At 63.6% G+C, this 24,971-nt stretch carries 28 protein-coding genes and 1 pseudogene; 13 read left to right on the top strand and 16 right to left on the bottom strand.

The features are described 5' to 3' along the window. Positions 1-64: 64 nt before the first annotated feature. Positions 65-880 carry an SDR family oxidoreductase gene (locus AC0L2V_RS21790; protein ID WP_473521158.1) on the top strand — a complete coding sequence of 272 codons (816 nt, stop codon included), beginning with the start codon at positions 65-67 and terminating at the stop codon, positions 878-880. A 26-nt stretch (positions 881-906) separates the two neighbouring features. After that, on the top strand, positions 907-1,401 hold the full coding sequence (locus tag AC0L2V_RS21785; protein ID WP_268929563.1) for a MaoC family dehydratase: 495 nt from the start codon (positions 907-909) through the stop codon (positions 1,399-1,401). A gap of 5 nt (positions 1,402-1,406) precedes the next feature. On the opposite strand, the gene AC0L2V_RS21780 is transcribed toward AC0L2V_RS21785, so the two are convergent. After that, the gene (locus AC0L2V_RS21780; RefSeq protein ID WP_473521157.1) at positions 1,407-2,024 is read right to left on the bottom strand and encodes a hypothetical protein; all 618 of its coding nucleotides are present in this window, start codon (positions 2,022-2,024) and stop codon (positions 1,407-1,409) included. A 291-nt stretch (positions 2,025-2,315) separates the two neighbouring features. Here AC0L2V_RS21780 and AC0L2V_RS21775 point away from each other — a divergent pair, with 291 nt between their 5' ends. Together AC0L2V_RS21775 and AC0L2V_RS21770 are read left to right on the top strand one after the other, a co-directional pair. After that, positions 2,316-2,960: a TetR/AcrR family transcriptional regulator gene (locus AC0L2V_RS21775; RefSeq protein WP_287178966.1), complete on the top strand. Its 645-nt coding sequence runs from the start codon at positions 2,316-2,318 to the stop codon at positions 2,958-2,960. A 232-nt stretch (positions 2,961-3,192) separates the two neighbouring features. After that, positions 3,193-3,438, top strand: coding sequence for a DUF680 domain-containing protein (locus AC0L2V_RS21770; protein WP_473521156.1), 246 nt, complete (start codon positions 3,193-3,195; stop codon positions 3,436-3,438). Positions 3,439-3,521: 83 nt separating this feature from the next. Here AC0L2V_RS21770 and AC0L2V_RS21765 read toward each other — a convergent pair whose 3' ends face one another. The 5 genes from AC0L2V_RS21765 to AC0L2V_RS21745 form a co-directional block, all read right to left on the bottom strand. Next, positions 3,522-3,752: a hypothetical protein gene (locus tag AC0L2V_RS21765; RefSeq protein ID WP_023797528.1), complete on the bottom strand. Its 231-nt coding sequence runs from the start codon at positions 3,750-3,752 to the stop codon at positions 3,522-3,524. A gap of 50 nt (positions 3,753-3,802) precedes the next feature. Next, positions 3,803-4,384 (bottom strand): sarcosine oxidase subunit gamma, encoded by a 582-nt coding sequence (locus AC0L2V_RS21760; protein ID WP_473521155.1) that lies wholly within the window; start codon positions 4,382-4,384, stop codon positions 3,803-3,805. After that, the gene (locus tag AC0L2V_RS21755; protein WP_473521154.1) at positions 4,377-7,370 is read right to left on the bottom strand and encodes a sarcosine oxidase subunit alpha; all 2,994 of its coding nucleotides are present in this window, start codon (positions 7,368-7,370) and stop codon (positions 4,377-4,379) included. The genes AC0L2V_RS21760 and AC0L2V_RS21755 overlap by 8 nt, the downstream gene beginning before the upstream one ends. Further along, positions 7,367-7,663 (bottom strand): sarcosine oxidase subunit delta, encoded by a 297-nt coding sequence (locus AC0L2V_RS21750; RefSeq protein WP_023797525.1) that lies wholly within the window; start codon positions 7,661-7,663, stop codon positions 7,367-7,369. The genes AC0L2V_RS21755 and AC0L2V_RS21750 overlap by 4 nt, the downstream gene beginning before the upstream one ends. An 88-nt stretch (positions 7,664-7,751) precedes the next feature. Beyond that, a complete protein-coding gene (locus tag AC0L2V_RS21745; protein WP_091600443.1) occupies positions 7,752-9,005 on the bottom strand; it encodes a sarcosine oxidase subunit beta in 1,254 nt (417 codons plus the stop codon). A gap of 259 nt (positions 9,006-9,264) precedes the next feature. Between AC0L2V_RS21745 and AC0L2V_RS21740 the strand changes: the two genes are divergently transcribed. Both AC0L2V_RS21740 and AC0L2V_RS21735 read left to right on the top strand, forming a co-directional pair. Next, positions 9,265-10,023, top strand: coding sequence for an SDR family oxidoreductase (locus AC0L2V_RS21740; RefSeq protein ID WP_473521153.1), 759 nt, complete (start codon positions 9,265-9,267; stop codon positions 10,021-10,023). Between the two features lie 81 nt (positions 10,024-10,104). Beyond that, positions 10,105-10,491 (top strand): SET domain-containing protein, encoded by a 387-nt coding sequence (locus AC0L2V_RS21735; protein WP_473521152.1) that lies wholly within the window; start codon positions 10,105-10,107, stop codon positions 10,489-10,491. 63 nt (positions 10,492-10,554) lie between these two features. On the opposite strand, the gene AC0L2V_RS21730 is transcribed toward AC0L2V_RS21735, so the two are convergent. Together AC0L2V_RS21730 and AC0L2V_RS21725 are read right to left on the bottom strand one after the other, a co-directional pair. Next, the gene (locus tag AC0L2V_RS21730; protein WP_051505608.1) at positions 10,555-10,998 is read right to left on the bottom strand and encodes a DUF6766 family protein; all 444 of its coding nucleotides are present in this window, start codon (positions 10,996-10,998) and stop codon (positions 10,555-10,557) included. Continuing rightward, positions 10,985-11,494, bottom strand: coding sequence for a YciE/YciF ferroxidase family protein (locus AC0L2V_RS21725; protein ID WP_473521151.1), 510 nt, complete (start codon positions 11,492-11,494; stop codon positions 10,985-10,987). The genes AC0L2V_RS21730 and AC0L2V_RS21725 overlap by 14 nt, the downstream gene beginning before the upstream one ends. A gap of 409 nt (positions 11,495-11,903) precedes the next feature. On the opposite strand from AC0L2V_RS21725, the gene rpsU reads away from it, so the two are divergent. The 4 genes and pseudogenes from rpsU (at position 11,904) to AC0L2V_RS21705 (ending at position 15,518) form a co-directional block, all read left to right on the top strand. Beyond that, a complete protein-coding gene (gene rpsU, locus AC0L2V_RS21720) occupies positions 11,904-12,176 on the top strand; it encodes a 30S ribosomal protein S21 (protein WP_023675331.1) in 273 nt (90 codons plus the stop codon). 153 nt (positions 12,177-12,329) lie between these two features. Further along, entirely contained in the window at positions 12,330-13,175 is an 846-nt protein-coding gene (locus tag AC0L2V_RS21715) for a tetratricopeptide repeat protein (protein WP_473494290.1), read from the top strand. A gap of 155 nt (positions 13,176-13,330) precedes the next feature. After that, the gene (locus AC0L2V_RS21710) at positions 13,331-13,804 is read left to right on the top strand and encodes a DUF992 domain-containing protein (RefSeq protein ID WP_128173536.1); all 474 of its coding nucleotides are present in this window, start codon (positions 13,331-13,333) and stop codon (positions 13,802-13,804) included. A 278-nt stretch (positions 13,805-14,082) separates the two neighbouring features. Next, a pseudogene (locus tag AC0L2V_RS21705) lies at positions 14,083-15,518 on the top strand (MFS transporter). Here the strand turns inward: AC0L2V_RS21705 and coaBC are convergent. From coaBC to ubiE, 6 genes are all read right to left on the bottom strand, one after another. Further along, positions 15,515-16,732 carry a bifunctional phosphopantothenoylcysteine decarboxylase/phosphopantothenate--cysteine ligase CoaBC gene (gene coaBC / locus AC0L2V_RS21700; RefSeq protein WP_473521150.1) on the bottom strand — a complete coding sequence of 406 codons (1,218 nt, stop codon included), beginning with the start codon at positions 16,730-16,732 and terminating at the stop codon, positions 15,515-15,517. The pseudogene AC0L2V_RS21705 and the gene coaBC sit on opposite strands and share 4 nt — an antisense overlap. 19 nt (positions 16,733-16,751) lie before the next feature. Further along, the gene (locus AC0L2V_RS21695) at positions 16,752-17,159 is read right to left on the bottom strand and encodes a type II toxin-antitoxin system VapC family toxin (RefSeq protein ID WP_473521149.1); all 408 of its coding nucleotides are present in this window, start codon (positions 17,157-17,159) and stop codon (positions 16,752-16,754) included. After that, positions 17,156-17,413: a FitA-like ribbon-helix-helix domain-containing protein gene (locus AC0L2V_RS21690; RefSeq protein WP_473521148.1), complete on the bottom strand. Its 258-nt coding sequence runs from the start codon at positions 17,411-17,413 to the stop codon at positions 17,156-17,158. Before AC0L2V_RS21690 ends, AC0L2V_RS21695 begins: the two co-directional genes overlap by 4 nt. A 2-nt stretch (positions 17,414-17,415) precedes the next feature. Next, positions 17,416-17,625 carry a FitA-like ribbon-helix-helix domain-containing protein gene (locus tag AC0L2V_RS21685; RefSeq protein WP_473521147.1) on the bottom strand — a complete coding sequence of 70 codons (210 nt, stop codon included), beginning with the start codon at positions 17,623-17,625 and terminating at the stop codon, positions 17,416-17,418. Positions 17,626-17,700: 75 nt separating this feature from the next. Then, the gene (gene ubiB / locus AC0L2V_RS21680; RefSeq protein ID WP_473521146.1) at positions 17,701-19,275 is read right to left on the bottom strand and encodes a 2-polyprenylphenol 6-hydroxylase; all 1,575 of its coding nucleotides are present in this window, start codon (positions 19,273-19,275) and stop codon (positions 17,701-17,703) included. Positions 19,276-19,345: 70 nt separating this feature from the next. After that, entirely contained in the window at positions 19,346-20,122 is a 777-nt protein-coding gene (gene ubiE / locus AC0L2V_RS21675) for a bifunctional demethylmenaquinone methyltransferase/2-methoxy-6-polyprenyl-1,4-benzoquinol methylase UbiE (protein ID WP_091600456.1), read from the bottom strand. 148 nt (positions 20,123-20,270) lie between these two features. Here ubiE and AC0L2V_RS21670 point away from each other — a divergent pair, with 148 nt between their 5' ends. From AC0L2V_RS21670 to AC0L2V_RS21660, 3 genes are all read left to right on the top strand, one after another. Continuing rightward, positions 20,271-21,245: an adenosine deaminase gene (locus AC0L2V_RS21670; RefSeq protein ID WP_473510715.1), complete on the top strand. Its 975-nt coding sequence runs from the start codon at positions 20,271-20,273 to the stop codon at positions 21,243-21,245. Between the two features lie 194 nt (positions 21,246-21,439). After that, positions 21,440-22,069 (top strand): uracil phosphoribosyltransferase, encoded by a 630-nt coding sequence (upp, locus tag AC0L2V_RS21665; RefSeq protein WP_023797505.1) that lies wholly within the window; start codon positions 21,440-21,442, stop codon positions 22,067-22,069. Positions 22,070-22,179: 110 nt separating this feature from the next. Further along, positions 22,180-22,731 carry a TIGR02281 family clan AA aspartic protease gene (locus tag AC0L2V_RS21660; protein ID WP_473521145.1) on the top strand — a complete coding sequence of 184 codons (552 nt, stop codon included), beginning with the start codon at positions 22,180-22,182 and terminating at the stop codon, positions 22,729-22,731. An 81-nt stretch (positions 22,732-22,812) separates the two neighbouring features. On the opposite strand, the gene deoA is transcribed toward AC0L2V_RS21660, so the two are convergent. Together deoA and AC0L2V_RS21650 are read right to left on the bottom strand one after the other, a co-directional pair. Continuing rightward, positions 22,813-24,132, bottom strand: a complete 1,320-nt coding sequence (deoA, locus tag AC0L2V_RS21655; protein WP_473521144.1) for a thymidine phosphorylase — start codon at positions 24,130-24,132, stop codon at positions 22,813-22,815. After that, positions 24,132-24,950, bottom strand: coding sequence for a purine-nucleoside phosphorylase (locus AC0L2V_RS21650; protein WP_128173525.1), 819 nt, complete (start codon positions 24,948-24,950; stop codon positions 24,132-24,134). Before AC0L2V_RS21650 ends, deoA begins: the two co-directional genes overlap by 1 nt. Between the last annotated feature and the right edge of the window lie 21 nt (positions 24,951-24,971).

The following is a 24,971-nucleotide window of genomic DNA, read 5'->3' as shown; positions in this document are numbered from 1 at the left end:
TCAACGCGAGCCTTTTGCCGAGAGCGCAAAGCAAGAGCACCGAAGAATAGCCCAGGGAATTGCAATGACCTATCTGGACGAGCTGTTTTCGGTGGCCGGCAAGACCGCGCTGGTGACCGGGGCTGCGACCGGCATCGGCCGCATGGCGGCGACCGCTTTGGTCAGGGCCGGCGCCACCGTGATGATCGCCTCGCGCAAGGGCGAGGACTGCATCAGGGTAGCCGATGAACTGAACGGCCTCGGCGGCACCGGCCGGGCCGAGGGCTTTGCCGGCGATGTCTCCAGCGAGGCTGGCATCGCGGCGCTGGTCGACGAGGTCAAGGCGCGGACCGAGCGGCTGAACATCCTGGTCAACAATGCCGGCGTCTCCTGGGGGGCGCCGCTGGAAAGTTTTCCCTACCATGCCTGGGCCAGGGTGTTCGGCGTCAACGTCACGGCGGTCTTCCAACTGACGCGCGAGCTTCTGCCGCTGCTCGACGCCGCCGCCAGCGATGCCGATCCGGCCCGGGTGATCAATCTGGGTTCGGTGATGGGCACGCAGCCGCTGGCCGATGACGCTTACTCTTACTCTGCCTCGAAGGCTGCTGTTCACCATCTGACGCGCATCTTGGCGATCGAGTTCGCCGCCCGCCGCATTACCGTCAATGCCTTCGCCCCCGGCCCCTTCCAGAGTCGGATGACCGCTTTCGCCACCGCAAGCGAGGAACAGGCAAGACAAGTCGGCGGCCATGTTCCGCTTCGTCGCATCGGCGCGCCGGATGACATTGCCGGCGCAACGCTCTATTTGTGCAGCCGTGCCGGCAGCTATATCACCGGCGCCATCCTGCCGATCGATGGCGGGCAGTCGGTGCAGCATGGGCTGACACTGTTCAAGGAATGAAGCCGCTCGCGCTCCGGACGGTTGAAATGGAGGACATCAGCGTGGAACCGATCAGTCTCGATGTGCTTCTGGCCAGCGTCGGCAAGGAGGTCGGCGTGTCGCCGTGGCGGGTGGTCTCGCAGCGCATGATCGACCAGTTCGCCGACGCCACCGACGACCACCAGTTCATCCATTGCGACCCGGAGCGCGCCAAGCGCGAGACGCCGTTCGGCGGCACCATCGCGCATGGTTTTCTGTCGCTTTCGCTTTTATCGGCGATGACCTTCGAGACCATGCCGCCGCTCGAAAACAGCAAGATGGGCGTCAACCATGGTTTTGACTCGCTGCGCTTCCTGGCGCCGGTGAAGACCGGCGCGCGCATCCGCACCCGTTTCGTGCTGGCCGACGTCAAGGTGAGGCCGTCGGGGTGGGTGCAGACCGCGCATGACGTGACGATCGAGATCGAGGGCTCGAAAAAGCCGGCGCTGACCGCGCGCTGGCTGACGCTGACATTGATCGAGCGGGAGCCAGAAGCGGCCTGAACGGCTCAACGAACCTCGCCAGAGATCATCTTCATGTGCCGGCCGACCTGCAGGGCAATGTAGACGACCAGTGCGCAACCGATCGGAAACACGATCTCGTTGAGGCCGGTTGTGATCGCCCGCGGCAATTCAAGCGCAACGCCGTTCGCCGCGGCCGTCTCAATCGTCAGCACCGTGATTCCACCGCCGAACACCGCGCCTATCGCGGTGCCTGCCAGCGCAAAATGGAGCGGACGGGGTTTTTCCTTCGACGCCAGCGAGGCCAGGATCCAGCCGAGCAGGCCATATTCGATCGCCCGCAGCACGCCCAGCGTGGTGAGCGAGAGGGTGGCCGGTTTTGTGGCCGCATCAAGAGCAGTTACCATGACCTTTTGCGACCCCTTGGCGATGGCCATCGCCAGTGGTGCCGAGATTGCAGCGATCAGGCCGCCGAGCGAGGCTCGTACCTTGGCGATCGCCGTGCCGAGGCTGAGACCGGCGCAGACGAAGAACGCCCACGTCACGCCTTGCGCCAATTCGATCAGGATCAGGGTGGTAGCCGGGTGAGAACCCGCTGCAAGCCTGACAGCCAGAGTAAGCGCCTCCATGGCGAATCCGAGCGCGATCGCCAACCATGCAACCATGACCACCCGCCTGAGGGCCAGCATGGCATCGTGAGAAAGTGGATCTGCGTTTGGCGCAACGGAAGAAAGCTCGGTCATGGTCATCTCGCCCTAGCAACAAAATCTCTTGGCCGGGCCGCAGCTAACCTCTGGTTGTAACAGTCGGATGTCGCGTCGTTTCTGGCCGGGTAACACGTGTGATCGATGTTTGGGCGAAAATGGCTGAGAAGGACGCCGATTTTTGACCGCGCCTTGTCCGATTCCGTACAGCGTATATAATTTAGCCAGCCACAAACAGAAGGCAGGCGAAAATTGCCGCTTAGCGTCCAGACACGCCGCGAGAAACAAAAGGCCGAACTGCGCTCCGAACTTGTCGACGCCGCGCACAAGCTCGTCCAGGAAGAAGGCTATGAAGGCCTCACCATCCGCAAGCTGGCCAAGCGTGTCGGCTATGCGCCGATGTCGGTCTATTCCTATTTTGCCGACAAGCAGGACATCTTGTTCGCGTTGGCCGAGGACGCGTTCAAGACTCTGGCAAAGCGTATCGAGGATCACCCGGCCGACGATCCGATCGAGGCGCTGCAAGTGGTGATGACCGAATATGCGGCCTTCGGCCTAGGCAACCCCAACGAGTATCGCACGATATTCATGACCGAGAAGGTCAAGCCCCCGGAAGGCAGGACCTTCGCCGAGATGCAGGAGGGCAACCCGTTGATGAAGGTGCTGATCAAGAGGGTCGAAGCCTGCGTCGCAGCCGGCAAGCTGAAGGGCGATCCGCGCGCCATCGCCACCATGCTGTGGGCGGTCGGCCACGGCACGATCTCGCTGCTGATCACCTTTCCCTTCTATCCGTTCGGCGACCAGCAGGCTTTCGTCAAGCGGATGTGCGACTTCACGCTTGCCGCTCTGGCCACGCAGGACGTGCCGCCGCTGACCGAGACGCCGGTCAACTGCTGAAGGGTTTTTGTTCGGTTTCGGATAGCTGACAGGCAAGCGAAACAGGGCGAAGGCCTGGGGAATCAATCTATGCGTGTGGGATCCTGGTGGCTGGGATCGCGACCCGGCGGGCTAGCGCCACACTCAAAATTTCGTACATGTACAATTTTCGACTTGAACTTCATATTCGCCGGTCGTATATGTACGCTATGTCGTACATGTACAAATCCAGTCATCCAGCCGGAGACAGACCATGAAAAAGACAATCCTCGCCGTCGCAGCAGTGCTTGCATTCTCGGGCGCTGCCTTCGCCGACCAGAGTCAGCCTGGCAAACAGGCGCCGGCCGCGGCCTGCGCCGACACCGGCATCAAGCTCGATTGCGGCGCGACCGGATCGGTCGAGAAGGCAGGCGCGGCCACCCACAAGGGCTCAACGGAAAGCAAGGACCCGCGGCTCGGCATCGACATCGACCCGTGGATCGTGCCCAGCACGTTCTGACGTTCGAAACCAAAGCGACGACAGGAAATCCTGACCGCCTGCTCTCGTGGCCGGCGACCCGGCTCGCCGGAGCCTGATGAATGTTATTTCCTGCGCTTCTTCATTCCGGCCACGATCTTGGCCTTGCCAGGTCTTGCAGGAGCGCCGGGAATCGAAGTCCCGGTGATCGACACCGGATCGCTGGCCGGAAACGTGTCCTCGAGCCCTTCCTCGAGTTCCTCTTCAATGTTTGGTTCTTTGTGCTGCTCGTGTTCGAACGAGCGCACGGCCGGCGTCTTCTGAGCCGCTGGATTCGGCGCGGATTTCGACGGCATCGACATTCTCCCCGACTTGCTCCGGCAAACGGTCGAGCCCAGCGAATATCCTAAGCCGCTGCGTCGCCGGCCGCCTCCGATAGGAAAGTAAAGACATAATCGGAAAAAGAGCGCCAGCATTCAACCCGGAACGCGTCGGCTGCGATGCGAAACAGTACGATCTCGGCCTTGCCCAGGATGGTGCGCGAGGCCGCGCCCACCGGAAAGACGTCCAGCGACAGATCCTGCGGACAACCTGAATTGATCGTCGCCGCCGCCGCTGGACCGATAACCGAGATGGCGACGTTGCGATGCGAGATGCCGACCGCCGAATGCAGCACTGTGACCTCGGCGCAATCGGCGAGCGGGTCTTTTCCCACCTCGTCAATGACCAGCCATTCGTCCGGCCCAAGCCACAATGCCGTGCGCCCGGCCTTTGCCGCCGAGGTTTTGGGCTTCCGCGGCAGGTTCACTCCAAGCGCCTTCGAAAGCGCCGCGACCGAGGCGTCCGGCGCGCGCAGCGAAATACGCTGCGCCGGCGGCAACACAGCAAGCGTAACGCCGGTTACGGAAAGCTCCTGACCGGCGAGAGCCGGCCGGCGTTCGACCGACGGCGCAGCGGCGGCAGATTCCTTCGCGGCAGCCTTAGCCATTGAGGCGCTCCCCCTTGTCGTCAAAGAACACCATGCCGGTGACCTCCACCTCGATCGTCGCATTGGGCATCGGCACGTAGAGCGTCTCGCCCATCCGGTCGCGGCCGCCGGCAACCAGGGCCAGCGCAATCGAGCGGCCGCAATTTTCCGACCAGTAGCTCGAGGTGACATGGCCAATCATCGTCATCGGGATCGCCTGCTTCGGATCGCCGACGATCTGCGCGCCTTCTTCCAGCACCACTTTTGGGTCTTTGGTCTTCAGGCCGACAAGCTGCTTGCGGCCCTTGGCGACCAGGTCGGGCCGAGCCATGCCCCTGATACCAACGAAATCGGTCTTCTTCTTGCCGACCGCCCAGTCGAGCCCGGCATCGCCGGGCGTCACCGTGCCGTCGGTGTCCTGGCCGACGATGATGTAACCCTTTTCGGCACGCAGCACGTGCATCGCTTCTGTGCCATAGGCACAGGCGCCGTGCTTCTGGCCCTCGGTCCACAGCGCTTCCCAGACAGCCTGGCCGTAGTCGGCCGGCACGTTGACCTCGAAGCCGCGCTCGCCGGTGAACGACATGCGGAACAGTCTTGTCGGCACGCCGCAGATCCTGCCCTCGCGCACCGACATATGCGGCAGCGCCCCGTCCGACATGTCGATGCCTTCGACCAGCGGCGCGATGATGTCTCGCGACTTCGGTCCCTGCACGGCGATCACCGCCCACTGCTCGGTGGTCGAGGTCAGCCAGACGTTGAGATGCGGAAACTCGGTCTGGAGGTAATCCTCCATATGGTTCATGACTCGCGGCGCACCACCCGTCGTCGTCGTCACATGGAAACGGTCGGGTGCAAGCCTGCCAACGACACCGTCGTCATAGATGAAACCATCCTCGCGCAGCATGATGCCGTAGCGGCAGCGGCCGGGCTCCAGTTTCTCCCACGGATTGGTGTAGAGCAGTTCCATGAACTTCGCCGCATCCGGCCCGACCACCTCGATCTTGCCCAGCGTCGAGGCGTCGAACAGGCCGGCCGTCTTGCGCACCGTAACACACTCGCGATCGACTGCGGCGTGCATGTCCTCGCCTGCTTTGGGAAAATACCAGGCGCGCTTCCATTGGCCGACATCCTCGAACACCGCACCTTGAGCCTCGGCCCACGGATGGATCGCCGTCTTGCGGGTCGGGTCGAAGAGCGGACCCCGCGCGTGTCCGACGATCGAACCGAAGGTCACCGGCGTGTAAGGCGCCCGGAACGTCGTCAGGCCGACCTGCGGGATCGGCTTGCCCAGCGTCTCGGCGGCGATGGCCAGGCCGTGCATGTTCGAGGTCTTGCCCTGGTCGGTCGCCATGCCGTTGGTGGTGAAGCGCTTGACGTGCTCGATCGAGCGCATGCCTTCATGCACCGCCTGGCGGATGTCCTTGGCGGTGACGTCGTTCTGGAAGTCGACGAAGGCTTTTACTGTCGTGTCCGGCCCGGCGCCGGGCGCCGCACCCAGCATGCCGCGCGACCAGCTCTCGCTGGCGTCGACCTTCGGCTTGGTTTCCTTGACGATGTTGACGCCCGCATCCTTCGCCGCTTTGGCGCCCGCCGCATAGGCTTCGTCGATCGTCGCCGACAGCCCGTCGGTGCCGTTGCAGGCGCCGACCGAGACGCAATCCTGGGCGTAGGTGCCGGGCACGAAACGCTTGGTCTCGTCGTTGAAGGCGACCTTGCCGCGCGATTGCGAGAACAGATGCACCGACGGTGTCCAGCCGGCCGACATCAGTATGGCGTCGACCGGGATGGTGCGCTCGCCGCCGCCATTCTTCGGCTGCACGGTCATCGACGAGACGCGCAATTTGCCGCCGGCGCGGATCACCGCGCGGCCGAAATTGACCTCGATGCCAAGCGCCCTCGCCTCGTCGATCAGCGATCCCGTCGGATTGTCACGCAGGTCGACTATCGCCGCCACGCCGACACCGGCCTTCTTGAGGTCGATCGCCGCGGCATAGGCGGAATCATTGGCCGTATAGACGCCGACATTCCTGCCGACCGCGACGCCATAATGGTTGAGATAGGTGCGCGCCGCCGACGCCAGCATGATGCCGGGCCGGTCGTTGTCGGCAAACACCATGTGCCGCTCGATGGCACCGGTCGCCAGTACCCCACGTTTAGCGCGAACCTGCCACAGCCGCTCGCGCGGCAGCTCGCGGCCGGGGCTCTGCAGATGGTCGCTGACGCGCTCGACCAGCCCGACGAAATTCTGCGCGTAATAGCCGAAGGCCGTGGTGCGCGACAGCACGCGGACATTGTCCATGGCCTTGAGCTTGGCGACTGCACCTTGCGCCCAGGCAAAACCATCCTGGCCGTCGATCCTAGCGCCACTCTCGAAATGCAGGCTGCCGCCAAAATCCACCTGCTCGTCGGCAAGGATGACGCGCACGCCGGTTTCGGCCGCGGCAAGTGCGGCGGCGATGCCGGCAGCACCGCCGCCCAGCACCAGAACGTCGCAATGGGCAAAGCGCGCCGAATAATGGTCGGGATCCGGCTGGTCGGGGGCGACGCCGAGGCCTGCCGCAGCCCTGATCCTGGGCTCGTAAAAGTTTTTCCAGGCGGACTTCGGCCACATGAAGGTCTTGTAGTAAAAGCCCGCCGAAAGCAGCGGCGAGGCGATATCGCCGAGCGCGCTGACGTCGAAGGCCAATGACGGCCAGCGGTTCTGCGACTGTGCCGTCAGCCCGTCATAGAGCTCCTGCACGGTGGCACGGACATTTGGTGTCCTCCTGGCGGAGTCGCGCTTGATCTCAACCAGCGCGTTGGGCTCTTCCGCCCCGGCGGACAGGAAGCCGCGCGGCCGGTGATATTTGAACGAACGGCCGACCAGATGGACGCCGTTGGCGAGCAGCGCCGAGGCCAGCGTTTCGCCCTCGACGCCGGCATAGGACTGGCCGTCGAAGCTGAACCGCGCGGTCTCTGCCTGCTTGAGGCGCCCGGCGCCGGGAATGCGGAACTTCGCGATCATTCGGAGGCTCCCGGCAGCTTCGCCGGCTTCGGCTCGCCGGCCTTGTAGGTCATCAGGAACCTGTCGCTGACGGTGTCACGCACGGCATTGAAGAACCGCGCGCAGCCATGCATGTGCCGCCAGCGCTCATAGATGATGCCTTTGGGATTCGAGCGGATGAAGAAGAACTTTTCGAAATCGTCGTCGCTTGTCGCGGCCATATCCGCCGAACGCGCGATATGTGCCTCGCCGGCGTTGCGGAATTCGAGTTCCGGACGCTCTTCCTCGCAATAGGGGCAGCGGATGAGAAGCATGGTTGTTCCTACAATTCGCCGTGGCCGACGCAGGCGCCGGCGGGTTGATCGCAAAGCCTCTGGCCCAACATCACAAAGCGGGCCACCATCAGTGTGCCACCGCCGCCGCCGCCGCCTCGTCGATCAGGCGGCCGGTGCGGAAGCGCTCGATGGTGAAGGGCGCGTTGATCGGGTGCGGATCGTCCCTGGCGATGGTGTGGGCAAAGACATGGCCCGAGCCCGGCGTCGCCTTGAAGCCGCCCGTGCCCCAGCCGCAATTGACATAGAGGCCGGGCACTGGCGTCTTGGCCAGGATCGGCGAACGGTCGGGCGTCACGTCGACGATGCCGCCCCACGAGCGCAGCATCTTCATGCGCGTGAACATCGGGAACATCTCGCAGATGGCGTCAAGCGTGTGCTGCAGGATGTGCAGGCCGCCGGTCTGCGAATAGGAGATATACTGGTCGGTACCGGCGCCGATGACCAGTTCGCCCTTGTCGGACTGCGAGATATAGGCGTGCACCGTGTTCGACATCACCACGCAGGGGAAGACCGGCTTGACAGGCTCGGAAACCAGCGCCTGCAGCGGATAGCTTTCCAGCGGCATCCGCACGCCGGCCATGTCCATGATGACGGACGAATGGCCGGCGGCAACCACGCCGACTTTTTTGGCGCCGATGAAGCCGCGCGTCGTCTCGACGCCGGTGACCGAACCGTTCGGCGCCCGCTTGACGCCGGTGACCTCGCAATTCTGGATGATGTGGACGCCGCGCGCCGAGGCACCGCGCGCATAGCCCCAGGCGACCGCATCGTGGCGGGCGGTGCCGCCGCGACGCTGCAGGGTCGCGCCCATCACCGGATAGCGGGCATCGCGCGAAATGTTGAGCGGCGGGCAGAATTCCTTGGCGGCTTCCGGCGTCAGCCATTCATTGTCGATGCCGTTCAGACGGTTGGCATGGACGTGGCGTTTCAAGACCTGGATGTCGTGCACATTGTGGGCCAGCATCATGACGCCGCGCGGCGAATACATGACGTTGTAGTTGAGCTCCTGGCTGAGCCCGTCCCACAGCTTCAGCGCGTGGTCGTAGATGCCGGCGCTCTCGTCGTAGAGATAGTTGGAGCGGATGATGGTGGTGTTGCGGCCGGTATTGCCGCCGCCGAGCCAGCCCTTTTCCAGCACCGCGACATTGGTGATGCCGTGCACCGTGGCGAGATAATAGGCGGTGGCCAGGCCATGGCCGCCGGCGCCGACGATGATGACGTCGTACTCCTTCTTCGGCTCTGGCGAGGACCACTGTTCCTCCCAGCCCTTGTGGCCGCGCATGGCCTCGCGGGCGATGGCGAATACCGAGTATTTCTTCAACGTTCCAGCCTCGCAGATAGCGGCCGGACATCCAATCGAGCCCCGGCGCGCGAGGTGTATCACTAGCGAAACAGCGCTGCCACCCTTGCGCTGTTTGCGACGGCGCTTGCCGTTTTGCGCCACGGCCAAAAAGACCTGTCGAGCAACGAGCCGAACGACGCATCCGGACGCCTTCAGGTATCGGGTGGCTCGTGCCGCCTCGATCTGCGACCAAGCATCCGATTGCCGGCGAAAGCTGGCGCGAAAGAAGGATGCTAAAATGCTCGCACTCGCCAACAAGATCGCCATCGTCACCGGCGCCAGTTCCGGCATCGGCCGCGCCACGGCAAAACTCTTTGCCGAGGAAGGCGCCAAGCTGGTCGTCGCTGCCCGTCGCCAGGCAGAGCTGGACGCGCTCGTCGCGGAAATCGAGGACGCCGACGGCACGGCGATCGCCCTTGCCGGTGACGTCAGAGACGAGGCGTATGCCAAAGCCCTTGTCGACCTGGCAGTCGAGAAATTCGGCGGGCTGGATATCGCCTTCAACAACGCCGGCTCGACCGGCACGATGGGTCCAATCTCGGAGCTGTCGCTGGAAGGCTGGCGAGAGACGCTTGACACCAACCTGACCAGCGCCTTCCTCGGCGCGAAATATCAGGTGCCTGCGATGGTCGATCGCGGCGGCGGTTCGCTGATCTTCACCTCTACCTTTGTCGGCCATACCGTCGGCATGCCCGGCATGACCAGCTATGCCGCAAGCAAGGCCGGGCTGATCGGATTGACGCAGGTGCTTGCCGCCGAGTATGGCGCCAAAGGCGTGCGGGTCAACGCGCTGCTGCCGGGCGGCACCGACACGCCTTCGGCAACGTTCAAGACACCTGACTCGCGAGCCTTCGTCGAAAACCTGCATGCCTTGAAGCGCGTCGCCGAGCCTGAGGAGATCGCCCATTCGGCGCTCTATCTGGCTTCCGACGCATCGAGCTTCACCACCGGAACCGCGCTGTTTGCCGATGGCGGGGTCTCGATCAATCGGACGTGAGGCAATGTCGCAAAAGCGGTCTTGCTTTCCAGTGCGATTGGGCGATTTCTTCGGACACTTGTTCGAAGACGGGCCTAAAACATGCTGCTGATCAGGACCTACATCGCTGCTAGCGCAATCCAGGGCGTCGGCGTGTTCGCCGCCGAGCCGATCAGGAGGGGAGCGTCGATCTGGCGGCTCGATCCGGATTTCGACCGGCTGATCCCGATCGAAAAATATAGGACTGCGCCGCCCCACCTCAGGGAATTGCTCGACAGATATGCCTATCCAAGCCCGGACCGGCCCGGATTCATCGTCTATGAGGTCGACAATGGCCGCTTCATGAACCATTCCGAAAGGCCGAACACGGATTTTTCTCGGCATGGTGGGGCAACCGCGATCCGCGCCATAGCAGTGGGGGAGGAAATAACCTGCGACTATGGCGAGTTCTTCGAGGACTTCGAGCGGCTTCATTTGGCCACGGCATAGAGGAAGCCCGCCGGCCCGGGGCCGAAGTATGATCGGCCCCGGGCCACATTTCCAGCCCCCAGGTCAGTTCCGATGGGCGTGCGGCTGGTCGGTGTGGCGGCCTTCATACTGTAGGTCCAGCTCGCGAATCGCCTCTTTGCCCTTCTCCGGATCGACAAGCCTGAGAAGCGCGTCGATCTTGGCCTCCATACGGTCGGTACTCTCCTTCGATTGCGGCGATCCGACGAAGAGCAGGAACGCCAGGCCACCGACCTGCCAGAGCAGTTGCAGGAATTCCGACTGCCAGTTCTCAAGCGTGTCGCGGCTCATCTCGATCAGATAGCCGCCGAATTCGGGCGGTTGGCCAAGCGCTCGCTGCTCGTCGAGATAGGCGAACCAGCCGAAAACCCAGTGGCCGACAAGCGAGATGATGAAGAAGCCGAGGGTAATCCAGGCATAGCTGTAAGCCCGCCAGACCGAAGGTCGCTTCACGTTGCTCGCCGGCCTGCTGTCGTCATCGCTTGGCATTGTCGCTGTCCGACGCCGAGCGAGCCAGGAACTGCTCCGTAGTCGCGGGCAGCTTGTTGTGCAGCCACTCGGCCATCGCCTCCTCTTCACGCAGATTTTGTTCGCAGGCCCGGGCGATCTCCGTTTCGCCGAGGGACTCGGCGGTTGCGATCAGGATCGTGTAGGATGCGATCTCCATGTGCTCGAAGGTGTAGCTCGCCAGTGAGCCTTTCATCACCTCGTCGCCGGCGAAGACGCCGCTTAGCGACTGCGCCATCGCCAGCAGCTTGCCGCCGGCGTCCTTCAGCGCGGAAGTATCTTCGCCCAGTCTTTCCAGGCAGGTTCCGAGGCGCGCGGCGTGTCCCTTCGTCTCATCGAGGTGCAGCCTGATGCGCTCGCTGAGCTCGGGATAACTCTCCAGCCGATTGAGCTGGCCGTTCAGCATGGTTTCGGCCTGCTCCTCCATCGCATGCGCATCCTTGAGCCATTGGACGAGCCATTCACGGGTGCCTGACATCGGTTTTCCCCTGTGCTTGTTTCGCCGCAACAACCATTGGGGAACGAGGTTGGTTCCTTCGTTGATAGAGCCGGGCGGAGCGTCTTGCCGGGATTGGGGCAGCCAAGAATTTATCGGTGTCGGAGAAACGCCAACGATCGCTCATCGACGCGGAGAGCCCGCCCGAGCAGGCGAATATGCTACCAGAGGTCGTAATTCCTTGCTTTGTGACGGCAGTTATGCTATTGCTTTGCGCATGGTGTGATTTGCGCCGACGACCCGCCGCTGAGGCGGGTTTTTCGTTTCGGCAGTGGACAGAGCGGCATGATTCTGCTATCAGCCGCCACAATTCGTGGTGTAGACCGCCGCGGAGGCAAGCGACTATGGCCACTTGCCTGTTGTTAACAAAACCCGAAAGACAGGATTGCCCGTGCAGGTACTCGTCCGCGACAACAATGTTGATCAGGCGCTTCGCGCGCTCAAGAAAAAGATGCAGCGCGAAGGCATCTTCCGCGAAATGAAGATGCGTGGACATTATGAGAAGCCCTCTGAGAAGCGCGCCCGCGAAAAGGCGGAAGCCGTTCGCCGCGCCCGCAAGCTGGCCCGCAAGCGCGCTCAGCGCGAAGGCCTGCTTCCGATGACGCCGCGCCCGGTGGCGGCTGGTGCCGCTGGTGCCGGCGCTCCGCGTCCGCCGCGGTTCTGACGCCAATTTTTCGTCCTTTTCGAAGGATACCCAAGGTGGCGCGATGCGAAATCGCCGCCACCTTTTTGTTTTGAATTCGACCAGCTCGCAGAGGGCCGGTACGGAGAGGGAACAGACCTGACGGCGCGGGCGGGCAGTGAGGACAGAGCAGACATGAACGCAATTAGCGTGGAGCGCAGAACCGCAATGCGCGGCTTCGCCCTGACGGCAGCCCTGCTTTCTGGCTTGGCGCTCGCCGGCTGCCAGACAGCCCCGACCGGCGAATTCACCAACATCGACAAGGCACAAGGGTCGGCCGAGAACATCTCCTCGCTGTCGGCTGTCATCCAGCGCAGTCCCCAGGATCCGGAAGGCTACAATGTGCGTGGCTCGGCCTATGGCCGCGGCGGCCAGTATCAGGCGGCGCTCAAGGATTTCAACACCGCCATCCAGCTCAATCCGAATTTCTACCAGGCCTATTCGAACCGCGCTCTCATCCAGCGTTTCCTCGGCGATCAGGCGGCCGCGCTTGCCGACTACAACCGCTCGATCCAGATCAATCCCGACTATGACGCCGCCTATATCGGCCGCGGCAATCTCTACCGCAAAGCCAACCGCATCCAGGAAGCGTTCAACGATTTCCAGAAGGCGATCCAGCTCGACACGACAGACGCGCGCGCCTATCATAATCGCGGCCTGATCTATCAGAGCCAGGGCCAGCACGCTTTCGCCATCGAGGATTTCTCGACAGCCATCTCGCTGGCGCCGGACGCCGCCGATCCCTACAATGGCCGCGGCCTCTCCTATCTCGCCATGAACGACGAGGACAATGCCTTCGCCGATATCAACATGGCGATCAAGCTCGACGGCAAGAATGCCGAGGCCTGGTCCAACCAGGCGCTGATCTACGAGCGGCGCGGCGACAAGGCGAAGGCGGCAAAAGCCTACCGCGAGGCCGTGCGCCTCAGCCCCACCTACCAGCCGGCCAAGGACGGCCTGGCGCGCACCAGCGCCGTCTGACCGACGGCGGCGTTTCGGCCTGACATGGCAGGCCTGCCGTTTGGCATGGCTTCGAAACCTTTCAACGACTGACGCCTTGATCGCGCCAAGTTCTCGGCGGAACGCTCGGGACGCTTAGCCGTTGTTCAAGGCTATTCGCGAAAAGGACCGCTCCCATGATCAAGAAACTCGCCTGTGCCGCCGCCCTCGCCGCTACGGTTCTCGCCGCCCCTGCCAGCGCAGGAAGGCTGCAGCTCGGTGTGCTCGACTGCACCATCGACGGCGGCACCGGCTATATCGTGACATCCAACAAAGGCGTGGCCTGCACCTTTCGCCCTCATCATGGCGGTCCCCCGGAAGCCTATACCGGGGTCATTTCCAAGCTTGGCGTCGACGTTGGCAGGACCCACCAGGGCGAATTGATTTGGGCGGTTCTCGCGGCCACCCGCAACCGTGATGCCGGCGATCTTGCCGGCAGCTATTATGGCGTCAACGCCGAGGCCAGCGTTGTGACCGGCGGCGGCGCCAACCTTCTGGTCGGCGGGCTGAACAGCGCCTTCTCGCTGCAGCCTCTAAACGTACAGGCGCAGACCGGCGTCAACCTGGCAGTCGCCGTCACCTCACTGCAACTGATCCACTCTTTCAAATGAACGCCATAGCGTAGCTCTGCATGCGGCGCGGAACAGGATAGAACTGTTCCGCGCCGCACGACTTTTGGGGAACCGCCGTGCGAGGGAAGATCATCGCTGACGCCATGATCGCCAATCTTGACATCCCGCCTTCATCAGCACCCTCAGCGCACCTGCGAAAAACCGCTTGAGCTCAACTGCGGTTGAGGTTTTACAACCCATCCCCGAAGTGCCATTTGGAGACGAAGGGCGCTCCACCATTTCTTTAATCGGCGTATACGAAAGTTCGGGAGGGCGGGGTGATCGAAACCAGCACAAACAGGGTCGACTGGCGGGCGCTGTGGGCGAGCGGCGATCTGGCGCGCTTCTGCTTCATCAGCCTCGGCATCCTGCTGCACGCCACCAACGAAACCATGGTGGCAACGGTGATGCCGGCGATGGTCGGCGAACTCGCCGGGGTTCAGCTGGTCGGTTGGTCGCTGGCGATCTACGAGCTCGGCGCCATCGTCGCCGGCGCTGCCGCCGGACGGCTGGTGAGCTATGTCGCGTTGCGCACCAACATGGTGGTTGCCGCCCTGCTCTACGCTGCCGGCGCCCTGGTCTGCGCCATCGCGCCGTCCATGCCGCTGTTCCTGGCCGGGCGCCTGATCGAGGGATTTGGCGGCGGCGCGCTGGTGTCGCTGGCCTTCGTCTCGGTCGAGCGGCTGTTTCCACGCGCCATCTGGCCGCAGCTTTTCGGCGTTATGTCGGCGATCTGGGGCGTCGCCGCCTTCAGCGGGCCGGTGCTCGGTGCGTTGATGACCGAATTGCTCTCCTGGCGCTGGGCTTTCGGCGTCTTCACCCTTGGCGGCACCGCCATGGCGTTGGCGAGCTTCATCGTGCTCGACACGCCCGAGGCGACCCGGCCGCGGGCGATCACTGGAACCGCACCGCCCTTCCCCTTTGCCGCGCTCGGCTGCCTTGCCGTCAGCGTCGTGCTGATCGCCACGGCAGGTGTCGAGATTGCCCTGCTGCGCTCCTCCCTGTTGCTCATCCTCGGCCTGATCGGGCTCGCGCTGTTCATCCGCATTGATGCGCTGAAGCCGGGCTCGCGGCTGTTCCCGTCGCGGCTGTTCTCATGGCGCTCGCCGGTCGGCGCAGGCATGACCATGGTCGCCGCCTTTTCGGTGGCGACCTGTTCCTTCACCGTCTACGGGCCGCTGCTTCTGACCAGCCTGCATGGCATTCCGATCCTGACCACCGGCTATATCATCGCCGCCGAATCGATCGCCTGGTCGATCCTGTCGATCCTCGTTGCCAATGCGCCGCCGGAGCGGGAAAGACTGATCATCACCGGCGGCGCGCTGATGATCGCGGCCGGCATCGCCGGTTTCGCCTATGCCGTGCCGGCCGGTTCGATTCCGCTGATCCTGTTTTGCGCCTTGCTGCAGGGCGGCGGCTTCGGCATTGCCTGGCCCTTCGTCACACGCGTGATCGTCGCGTCGGCCAGTGACGGCGAGCAGACGATCGCTTCCGCCGCCATACCGACCATGCAGCGCATCGGCTATGCGGTCGGTGCCGCGTTGACCGGCATCGTCGCCAACGCCAGCGGTTCTCCGAAGGCCTGAACCGCGAGGCGGCGGCGAATGTCGCCACCTGGCTGTTCCTCGCCTTCGTGCCACTCGGGATTCTGGGATGCCTTGCCGCGCTGAGGATCTCGGGGCCGGCAACCCGGCCGCAGGAAGCGACCGGCTAGACAGTAATCGTCTTCAGTCGTTCGGCAATCAGGGCGGCGAGCCGCGTCGCGACCTCGTCCTTGCTCATCTCGGGCCATTCGTCGACACCGGCCTTCGAGACGATCCGCACAGTGTTGCGGTCGCCGCCCATCACCCCGCTTTCGTGGGATACATCGTTGGCGACGATGAAATCGGCGCCCTTTTTCCTGAGCTTGGCCTCGGCGTTCCTGACCAGATCCTGCGTTTCGGCGGCGAAACCGACGACCAGGCTGGGTCGCTTCCTGTGATGGCCGACGCCGGCAAGAATGTCAGGGTTTTCGATCATCTGCAGCGCCGGCGGCCCCTCGCCCGCCACCTTCTTTATCTTCTCGCCGGCCGAAGTCTCGCTGCGCCAGTCCGCAACCGCCGCGACGAACACCACCGCGTCCGCCGGCAAAAGCTGTTCGACCGCGTCCTTCATCTGGTTTGCGGTTTCGACATGCAGCGTGGTGACGTCAGCCGGATCGGCAATGCCGACCGGACCGGAGACGAGGCGCACATCGGCGCCCAGCCTTGCCAGCGCCGCCGCGATGGCATGGCCCTGCTTGCCGGACGAACGGTTGGCGATGTAGCGCACCGGGTCGATCGGCTCATGCGTCGGCCCTGAGGTGACGATGATCTTTCTGCCTGCCAGCGGCTTCGGACTGATATCGAGCAGCGCCTCGATCGCAGCGACGATTTCCAGCGGCTCGGCCATGCGGCCTTCGCCCGCCTCGTTGCTCTCGGCCATTTCGCCCATTGCCGGGCCGACGAATGCGACGCCGTCCTTCCGCAACGTCGCCCGGTTTCGCCGGGTCGCGGGATGCGACCACATTTTCGGGTTCATGGCGGGCGCCATCAACACCGGCTTGTCGGTGGCAATGAGCACGGTCGAGGCAAGGTCACTGGCATGGCCGTTGGCGAGCTTCGCCATCAGGTCGGCGGTAGCCGGCGCCACGACGACAAGATCGGCCTCGCGCGACAAGCGGATGTGGCCGACATCGTGCTCGTCAATACTGTCGAACAAACCGGTGAAGACGTGGTCGGCGGAGAGCGCTCCAGCTGACAGCGTCGTGACGAATTCCTGCGCCGCGGCAGTCATCACCACACGCACGGCGGCACCGCGCTCGCGCAGCCGGCGGATCAGGTCGAGCGCCTTGTAGGCGGCGATACCGCCGCCGATGATGAGCAGGATGCGCTTGGCGGAGAGGGTCATGCCCAGTTCTTGTCCGATTTCATGCCGGCTTCAGCGCCAGTTCGATGTCGGTATGGATGAAATCGTCGCCCTTGAAAAGCAGCGGCAGGTTTCTCGTCTTGGCCAAGGCGTAGGCGAAGCAGTCGCCCATGTTGAGATTGGCGCGATGGCCAGTACCTCGGCCATACAGTGCATAGGCTTCAATTCCGGCTTGCGCATGTTCGGCGGAGAGCGCGACGATCGTGACTTTGAGTCTAGCAAGAAGGCCCGTCAACTCGGCCGTGCCAGCCGCGCCATAGCGGCGGACAATTACTGTGCCGCATTCCATCAGAGTTGCGGCGCTCATCAATATCCGCTGATTTCCGGCGAGGCGCTGGGCGATAGCCGGAGCATCGGGCTCCTGCTTCAGGATGGCCACGATCGCTGAGGTGTCGACCACCACGGTCATTCCTCCTCCTCGATGAAGGACCAGAGGTCATCAGTGAATTTCTTCTGATCGAAATCCGCTTGTTGCAGTCGTCGGCCGAATTCGAGGATTTCCTCCGCCGTAACAAAATCCCCGTCACGTTCTTTGGTGACTGCCACATCCTTCAGCAAGAGATTTCTTGCCTCTTGCTCCATTGACACGCCATGTCTGGCAGCCCGCTCGCGCAGCTTTTGCTTCAGATCGTCGTCGAGATTGCGAATGGTCAGGGTGCCCATAACTACCCTTGCCCCGGTGTCGTCGGTCTGAACTTGGCTTCGTCCTCGGCTGCAATGCCCGACGAGTCGAAACCTTTGGTGGTCGGAAGCCCTACGGATGCGGCGAGCACGTCCCGCGCCTCCTGCTCCATGGAAACGCCACGCGCGGCGCCACGCTCCCGCAGTCGCCGCATGACACTCTCATCCACATTGCGAACAGTAATCCGGGCCATGGTCGCGCTCCCGCGACCTAATATAGCGACACCGGAGCATGACTGCAATGACAGCACTGCTGTCATTGCTTGCAGTCAGAGCAGCTTCCAGGCGATAAAGAGCAGCGTCAGCGCGATCACCCACAGCGCCAGCCGGCCGGATCTGCTATAGCGCGCCTCGGCCTTGCCGATGGCGTGCGCCGTCCTTTCGTCGAAACGCAGCCCGTGTTCGGCCATCAGATCGATCTCGCGCGACAGCCGCTCGGTGCGGGCGGCGAGGTCCGGCGCCTGGCGGGCCAGCGCCAGCAACGCGCTGGCGCCGTCGCGTGCGTCGGCCAGCAGGGCACGCGGGCCGAGATTGCCTGATATCCAGCCTCCGACCACCGGTTCTGACGTCTTCCACATGTTGAATGCCGGGTCGAGCGTGCGGGCAACGCCCTCGACCACCACCATGGTCTTTTGCAGCAGCACCAGTTCGGACCGCGTCGCCATGTCGAAGAGGTCGGTGACTTCGAACAGAAGCGCCAAGAGCTTGGCCATCGAGATGGTTTCGGCCGGCTGGCCGTGAATCGGCTCGCCGATGGCGCGGATCGCCTGGGCGAATGCCGCGACGTTATGCAGGCGCGGCACGTAGCCGGCCTCGAAATGCACTTCGGCAACGCGCAGATAGTCACGGGTGATGAAGCCGTAGAGAATTTCGGCGAGGAACCGGCGCTCCTTCTTGCCGAGCCGGCCGGCAATGCCGAGATCGACAGCGACGATGGTGCCATCGGGCTCGACGAACAGGTTTCCCGGATGCATGTCGGCGTGGAAGAAACCATCGCGCAGCGTATGGCGCAGGAACGACTGGACCAGATTGGCGGCGATCGCCTTCAGATCGTGGCCGGCGGCAGTCAGGCCGGCAATGTCGTTCATCTTGATGCCGTCGACCCATTCCATGGTCAGCACGTCGCGGCCGGTGCGTTCCCAATCGACCGTCGGCACGCGAAAGCCGGGATCGTCCCTGGTGTTTTCGCCGAGCTCCGAAAGCGCTGCCGCCTCAAGCCTCAAATCCATCTCGATCTTGGTGGTCTGCGCCAGCGTCTGGGTCACCTCGACCGGCCGCAGCCGGCGCGACGACGGGATGTATTTTTCCTGGAGACGGGCGGCGAGGAAATAGCTTTCGAGATCGCGGAAGAAACGGCGCCGCACGCCCGGTCGGATCACCTTCACCGCCACCCGCGAACCGACGCCGTTCTGCAAAGTTTCGGCGGTATGGACCTGAGCGATCGAGGCCGCGGCGACCGCCTCGCCGAAACTGGCGTAGAGCTCGCCGACCTTGCGCCCGAGCGAGGCCTCTATCGCCGCAATGGCCTCGGTCTGCGGAAATGTCTGCATCTTGTCCTGCAGCATGGCGAGATCGAGCGCTATGTCGTTGCCGACGACATCGGGTCGTGTCGCCAGGAACTGGCCGAGCTTGACATAGGATGGGCCGAGCCGGACGACGGCCTTGGCCAGCCGATCGCCACGTTCATAGGCAAGCGCGCGGCGGCGGGTGAACAGCCGTGCCATCCGCCAGCCGAATTTCGGCAGGCCGAACAGCTCATCACCCGGCAACGCCGCGACGACGCCTTCGCGGACCAGCACCCAGCCGGCCCGTACGAGCCTGAAACCAGCGCCGACACTGCTCATGACTGCGCTTGTCCTGCCGGTTTTCTAGACCGGCGAAGGGCAGGTCGCGTATAAAAAATACGGGCCTGCCTCAAAGCTTCCAGCCCGAATGAAGCGCAGCTATGCCGCCGGCATAATTGCGAAAAGACACGCGGTCAAAACCGGCGCGGGAAATCATCGCGGCAAAATTCTGCTGATTGGGAAATTTGCGGATCGATTCGACCAGATAGGAATAGGGTTCGTTTTCGCCGGTCACCGCCTTGCCGATCCTGGGGATGGCGTTGAACGACCACGCCTCATAGACCTTGTCGAGCAGCGGCATGTCGACCTCGGAAAATTCAAGGCAGAGAAAACGCCCGCCAGGCTTCAGCACGCGAAAGGCTTCGGCAAGCGCCACATCGATACGCGGCACGTTGCGAATGCCGAAAGCGATCGTGTAGGCGTCGAAACTGGCCTCAGCGAAAGGCAGCTCCTCGGCATTGGCCTCGACGAAATCGGTATTTGCCGTCAGGCCCTTTTTCTCGGCCCGGTCGCGGCCGACGGCGAGCATCGAGCCGTTGATGTCGAGAACCGTGGCATGGGCGTTCCTGCCGCTCGCCTCGACGATGCGGAAGGCGATGTCGCCAGTGCCGCCGGCAACGTCGAGAACGCTCCAGCCCGGTCGTTTCGGTGGATTGAGCCATGTGACCATGGCGTCCTTCCACAGCCGATGCAGGCCGCCCGACATCAGGTCGTTCATCAGATCGTAGCGGTTCGCCACCTTGTGGAAAACGTCGTTGACCAAGGACTGCTTCTCGCCTGCCCCTACGCGCTTGAAACCATAGGAGGTTTCCATGCCGCCAACGGCCGTGGTTCTCTCAACCGACATTATTTTTGATCCGCCATAAAACCGGCGGGACCATAGCCGATCGATGATGCCGACGCTATTGTTTAAGGCGCGGTGTTCGGCCGCGCTTCCCGGTCGTGGGATCACGCTTATGGCTCCATGTCCTGGACTGACCTGACGGGATGATTGCATGCCTTTGAAAGCAGAACTGCACTGCCATATCGAAGGGGCAGCGGCGCCCGAACTCGTCATCCGCCAGGCGCAGAAATACGGCAAGGACACCTCGCCCTACATTCAGGACGGCTCCTTCGTCTGGCACGATTTCAGCTCCTTCCTCGCCGCCTATGACTTCTCCTCCGACCTGTTCCGCACAGAAGAGGACTATGCGCGGCTGGCCGATCATTATCTGACCAGCCTCGCCCGCGACGGCGCGATCTATTCCGAGATCTTCACCTCGACGGACCACGCCGGGAAGGCCGGCCTGTCGCCCAAGGCCTATACGGACGCGCTCGGCGAAGGCATGGCGCGCGCCAAGGCCAAGACCGGCATCGAAGGCCGCATGATCGTCACCGGCGTGCGCAATGCCGGCGTCGAATCGATCGAGCAGGCGGCGCGCTTCGCCGCCCGCTGCGGGCATCCGCTGGTCACCGGCTTCGGCGTCGCCGGCGACGAGCGGATGGGCGATCTGGAGGACTATGTCAGGGCCTTCGAAATCGCGCGAGAGGCCGGCCTTGGCATCACCGTCCATGCCGGCGAACTGATGGGCTGGGAGAGCGTCAAGGCCGCGCTCGACCACATTCGCCCCGCCCGCATCGGCCATGGCGTGCGTGCCATCGAAAACCCCGACCTTATCCGGCGCATCGCCGAGGAAGGCGTCGTGCTCGAATGCTGTCCGAGTTCCAACATCGCGCTGAGGGTGTTCGACAGTTTCGCCGATCACCCTTTTCCGGCCCTGTTGGCGGCTGGCTGCAAGGTGACGCTAAATTCCGATGATCCGCCCTATTTCCGGACGTCGCTGAAGCGCGAATACGACATTGCCGCCGAGCATTTTTCGATGAACGACAAGGCGCTCGCCGCCGTCACCAGAACCGCCATCGACGCCGCCTTCGTCGACAGGAAGACCAAGGCAATGCTGCTGGGCCGGCTCGACGTCAAGGGCAGGTGATTGAATGGTGAATGGTGAATGGTGAATGGTGAATGGTGAATGGTGAATGGTGAATGGTGAATGGTGAATGGTCCACGCGGCGCTTCGGTCCGTCAACCGCGAGTTTTCCGCTGAACCAAGGACTCGCAAACCTGTTCACTATTCACTATTCACCATTCACTACTCACTTTCACCTGCGCAGCTAGGAGACCACCATGCAGGGCGTCACCGTCGTCGACCACCCGCTTGTCCAGCACAAGCTGACCATCATGCGCAAGAAGGAAACCTCGACGGCCGGCTTCCGGCGGCTGCTGCGCGAGATCTCGCTGCTGCTCGGCTACGAGGTCACCCGCAACCTCGAACTGACGACGACGACGATCGAAACGCCGATCGAGACGATGGAAGCGCCGACGCTGGAGGGCAAGAAGCTGGTTTTCGCCTCAGTACTGCGCGCCGGCAACGGCCTGCTCGAAGGCCTGCTCGACCTGGTGCCGGCGGCGCGCGTCGCCCATATCGGTCTCTACCGCGACCACGAAACGCTGGAAGCGGTCGAATATTTCTTCAAGGCGCCGAGCGATCTCGCCGACCGGCTGGTGATCGTCGTCGATCCGATGCTGGCGACCGCCAATTCGGCGATCGCCGCGATCGACAAGTTGAAGGGACGCGGCGCCACCAACATTCGCTTCCTCTGCCTGCTGGCGGCGCCAGAAGGCCTCGATCGCTTCATCAAGGCGCATCCCGATGTCCCGGTCTTCACCGCTTCCATCGACCGCCAGCTCAACGAGAAGGGCTACATCATGCCCGGCCTCGGCGATGCTGGCGACCGCATGTACGGGACCAAATGACCGTGGCGCCGCTCGTTTACCGATCGTTTACGCAAACGACCGCTTTCTGCATCTGTTAAAGCGGCAAACACCATGCCGCGATAAGCATGGGTCTTCACGAAGGCCGGTCCATGCTGCGCAATCTTCTCATCCTTGGCATGCTCGCCGTAGCATCGGCGTCGTTCCCGATGCTCTACCAGTCGAATCCGCAGATGTTCGAAGGCCTGCTGAAATCGGCGGTCGGGGCCAGGCCGGCGGTCGAAACGGACCTGAATCTGGCCACGGTTCCCGACAGGCCGGCGCAGCCGCTCGGCCGCAAGGTCGTGATCCCGGCTGACGCGCGCGGGCATTTCACGTCGGCGTTCAAGCTTAACGGTCGAACGGTCGACGGCATGATCGACACCGGCGCAACGCTGGTCGCCATCAACAGTTCGACGGCGCGCAGGATCGGCGTTTCGCTGAACGCGTCGGATTTCAAGCACCAGGTCAACACCGCCAACGGCGCGATCAAGGCTGCCTTGGTGACCGTCGATCGGCTGCAGATCGGCAAGATCACGCTCGACGGTGTCCAGGCGGTGGTGCTCGACGACAAGGCGCTGCGCACCAATTTGATCGGCCTGAGCTTTCTCCAGCGGTTGGAAAAATACCAGGTCGAGAACGGCGCGCTGCTGCTCGTCCAGTGAACCATGATCCCGAACCGCAGGTCCGCGTCAGCGAAAAGCGGAAACCGGTTTTCGGAAAGATCATGGTCCAATAAAAAAACTTCATCCGCGCGGCAGGATCCGCCGGATGACGGTTTTTTCCGCGGGCGGCTTCGAAGCGCCGATCGTATAGGCCGAAAGCACGACGGCGGCGGCCGCCTCGGCATCCCCGGCATTGCGGGCATGGACCAGCGCCAGCGCCTCGCCGGCCCGCACCTCCGCGCCGACAGGCAGCAGCCGGGTGATGCCGACGGCATGGTCGATCCTGTCGTCCGGCCGGATGCGCCCGCCGCCAAGCCCGACGACGGCAAGCCCGATGTCGCGGGTGGAGATACCGGTAACGAAGCCGTTTTCGGCGGCCTTGACCGCAAATTCCGTCGCCGCCCTCGGCAGGTGTTTTTCCGGGTTCTCGACGAAGTCGGCCGGACCGCCGAGCCCCGCCACCATGCGCGCGAAGACGGCCGCGGCACCGCCGCCGGCAAGCGTCTCGGCGGCGCGCCGCATGCCGTCCTGGTTGGACGAGACCAGCCCGGCCGACTGCAGCATGTCTGCGGCCAATGCCACCGTCACATCCTCCAGGCGCCGGTCGCGGAAGCGGCCGGTGAGGAAATCGACGGCATTGCGCACCTCGACCGCGTTGCCGGCTGCTGAGGCCAGCGGCTCGTTCATGCCGGTGACCAGCGCCGAGGTCTTCAGGCCGGCGCCATTGGCGACTTCGACCAGGCTGTTCGCTAGTGTCGTTGCGTCGCGCGACTTTTCCATGAAGGCGCCGTTGCCGACCTTTACGTCGAGCACCAGCGACTGCAGGCCGGCCGCCAGCTTCTTCGAGAGGATCGAGGCGGTGATCAGCGGCACCGATTCGACGGTTCCCGTCACGTCGCGGATCGCATAGAGCCGGCGGTCGGCGGGCGCGAGATCGGCGGTCTGGCCGATGATGGCGCAGCCGGCTTCGAGCACTGCCTTGCGGAATCCCGCGACATCCGGCTGGCTGGTATAGCCGGGGATGGCGTCCATCTTGTCCAGAGTGCCGCCGGTATGGCCGAGGCCGCGGCCGGAAATCATCGGCACATAAGCGCCGCAGGCAGCGACGATCGGCGCCACCAACAGCGAGACATTGTCGCCGACGCCGCCTGTCGAATGCTTGTCGGTGACCGGGCCCGGCAGGTCCGACCAATCGAGCACGTCGCCGGAATCGCGCATCGCCAGGGTCAGCGCCACCGCCTCGTCGCGGCTCATGCCGTTGAAGAACACCGCCATGGCGAAGGCCCCGACCTGCCCGTCCGAGACGGTGCCGGCGGTGAGGCCTTCGATGAAGCTGGCGATCTCCTGCGTCGACAGCTTGTGGCCGTCGCGCTTGCTGCGGATGATTTCCTGGGGAAGCATCAGGCCGGGACCTTACGCTCCGGCAACCCATCCTGGAACACACGCTGGAGGATCGTCGCCAGCCGCGCGCCGCCAATCGGCGCCATGTCCTTGGTCTCCTGGTGCGAAAGCTCCGCCCCTGTCATCCCTGCGGCGAGATTGGTGATGACCGAGCAGGCGGCGACGCGCAGGCCGAGGAAACGGGCGAGAATGACCTCCGGCACGGTCGACATGCCGACGGCATTGGCGCCCATGACGCGCGCCATGCGGATCTCGGCGGGCGTCTCGAAGCACGGCCCGGAAAACCACATATAGACGCCCTTGTGCAGCGCGGTGTCCGTCGCCTTCGCGGCCGTCTCGATCGCTGAGCGAAGACCGGCATCATAGGCTTCGGTCAGGCCGACGAAGCGGCGGTCGCTCGGCTCGCCGATCAGCGGATTGGAACCCGAGAAATTGATGTGGTCGGTGATCAGCATCACCGAGCCCGGCCCCATGCCCGGATCGACCGAGCCGGCGGCATTGGTGAGGATCAGTTGCGAGATGCCGAGGCCGGCAAGCACTTCAAGCGCCGGCCGCATCGCCGCCGCGTTGCCGTGTTCGTAGTAGTGAGCGCGGCCGGACAGCATCAGCACAGGCGTGCCGGCAAAATGTCCCGCCACCACCTCTCCGGCATGGCCGGTGACGCCGCTTCTGGGAAAGCCCGGCAATTCGCCATAGGAAATGCGGACAGGATCCTCGACCTGGTCGACAAGCCCGCCAAGGCCCGAACCCAGCACCAGCGCGGTGGCGGGCGCCAGCCCGTCCAGCCTTTCGACCAGACGATCAAGCGCTTCCTTCATGTCAACCAGCTCTTCATTTCA

The sequence above is a fragment of the Mesorhizobium sp. WSM4814 genome (assembly GCF_055811595.1).
The sequence above is the reverse complement of the archived record's forward strand: the minus strand, read 5'-3'. Positions and strand labels throughout refer to the sequence as shown.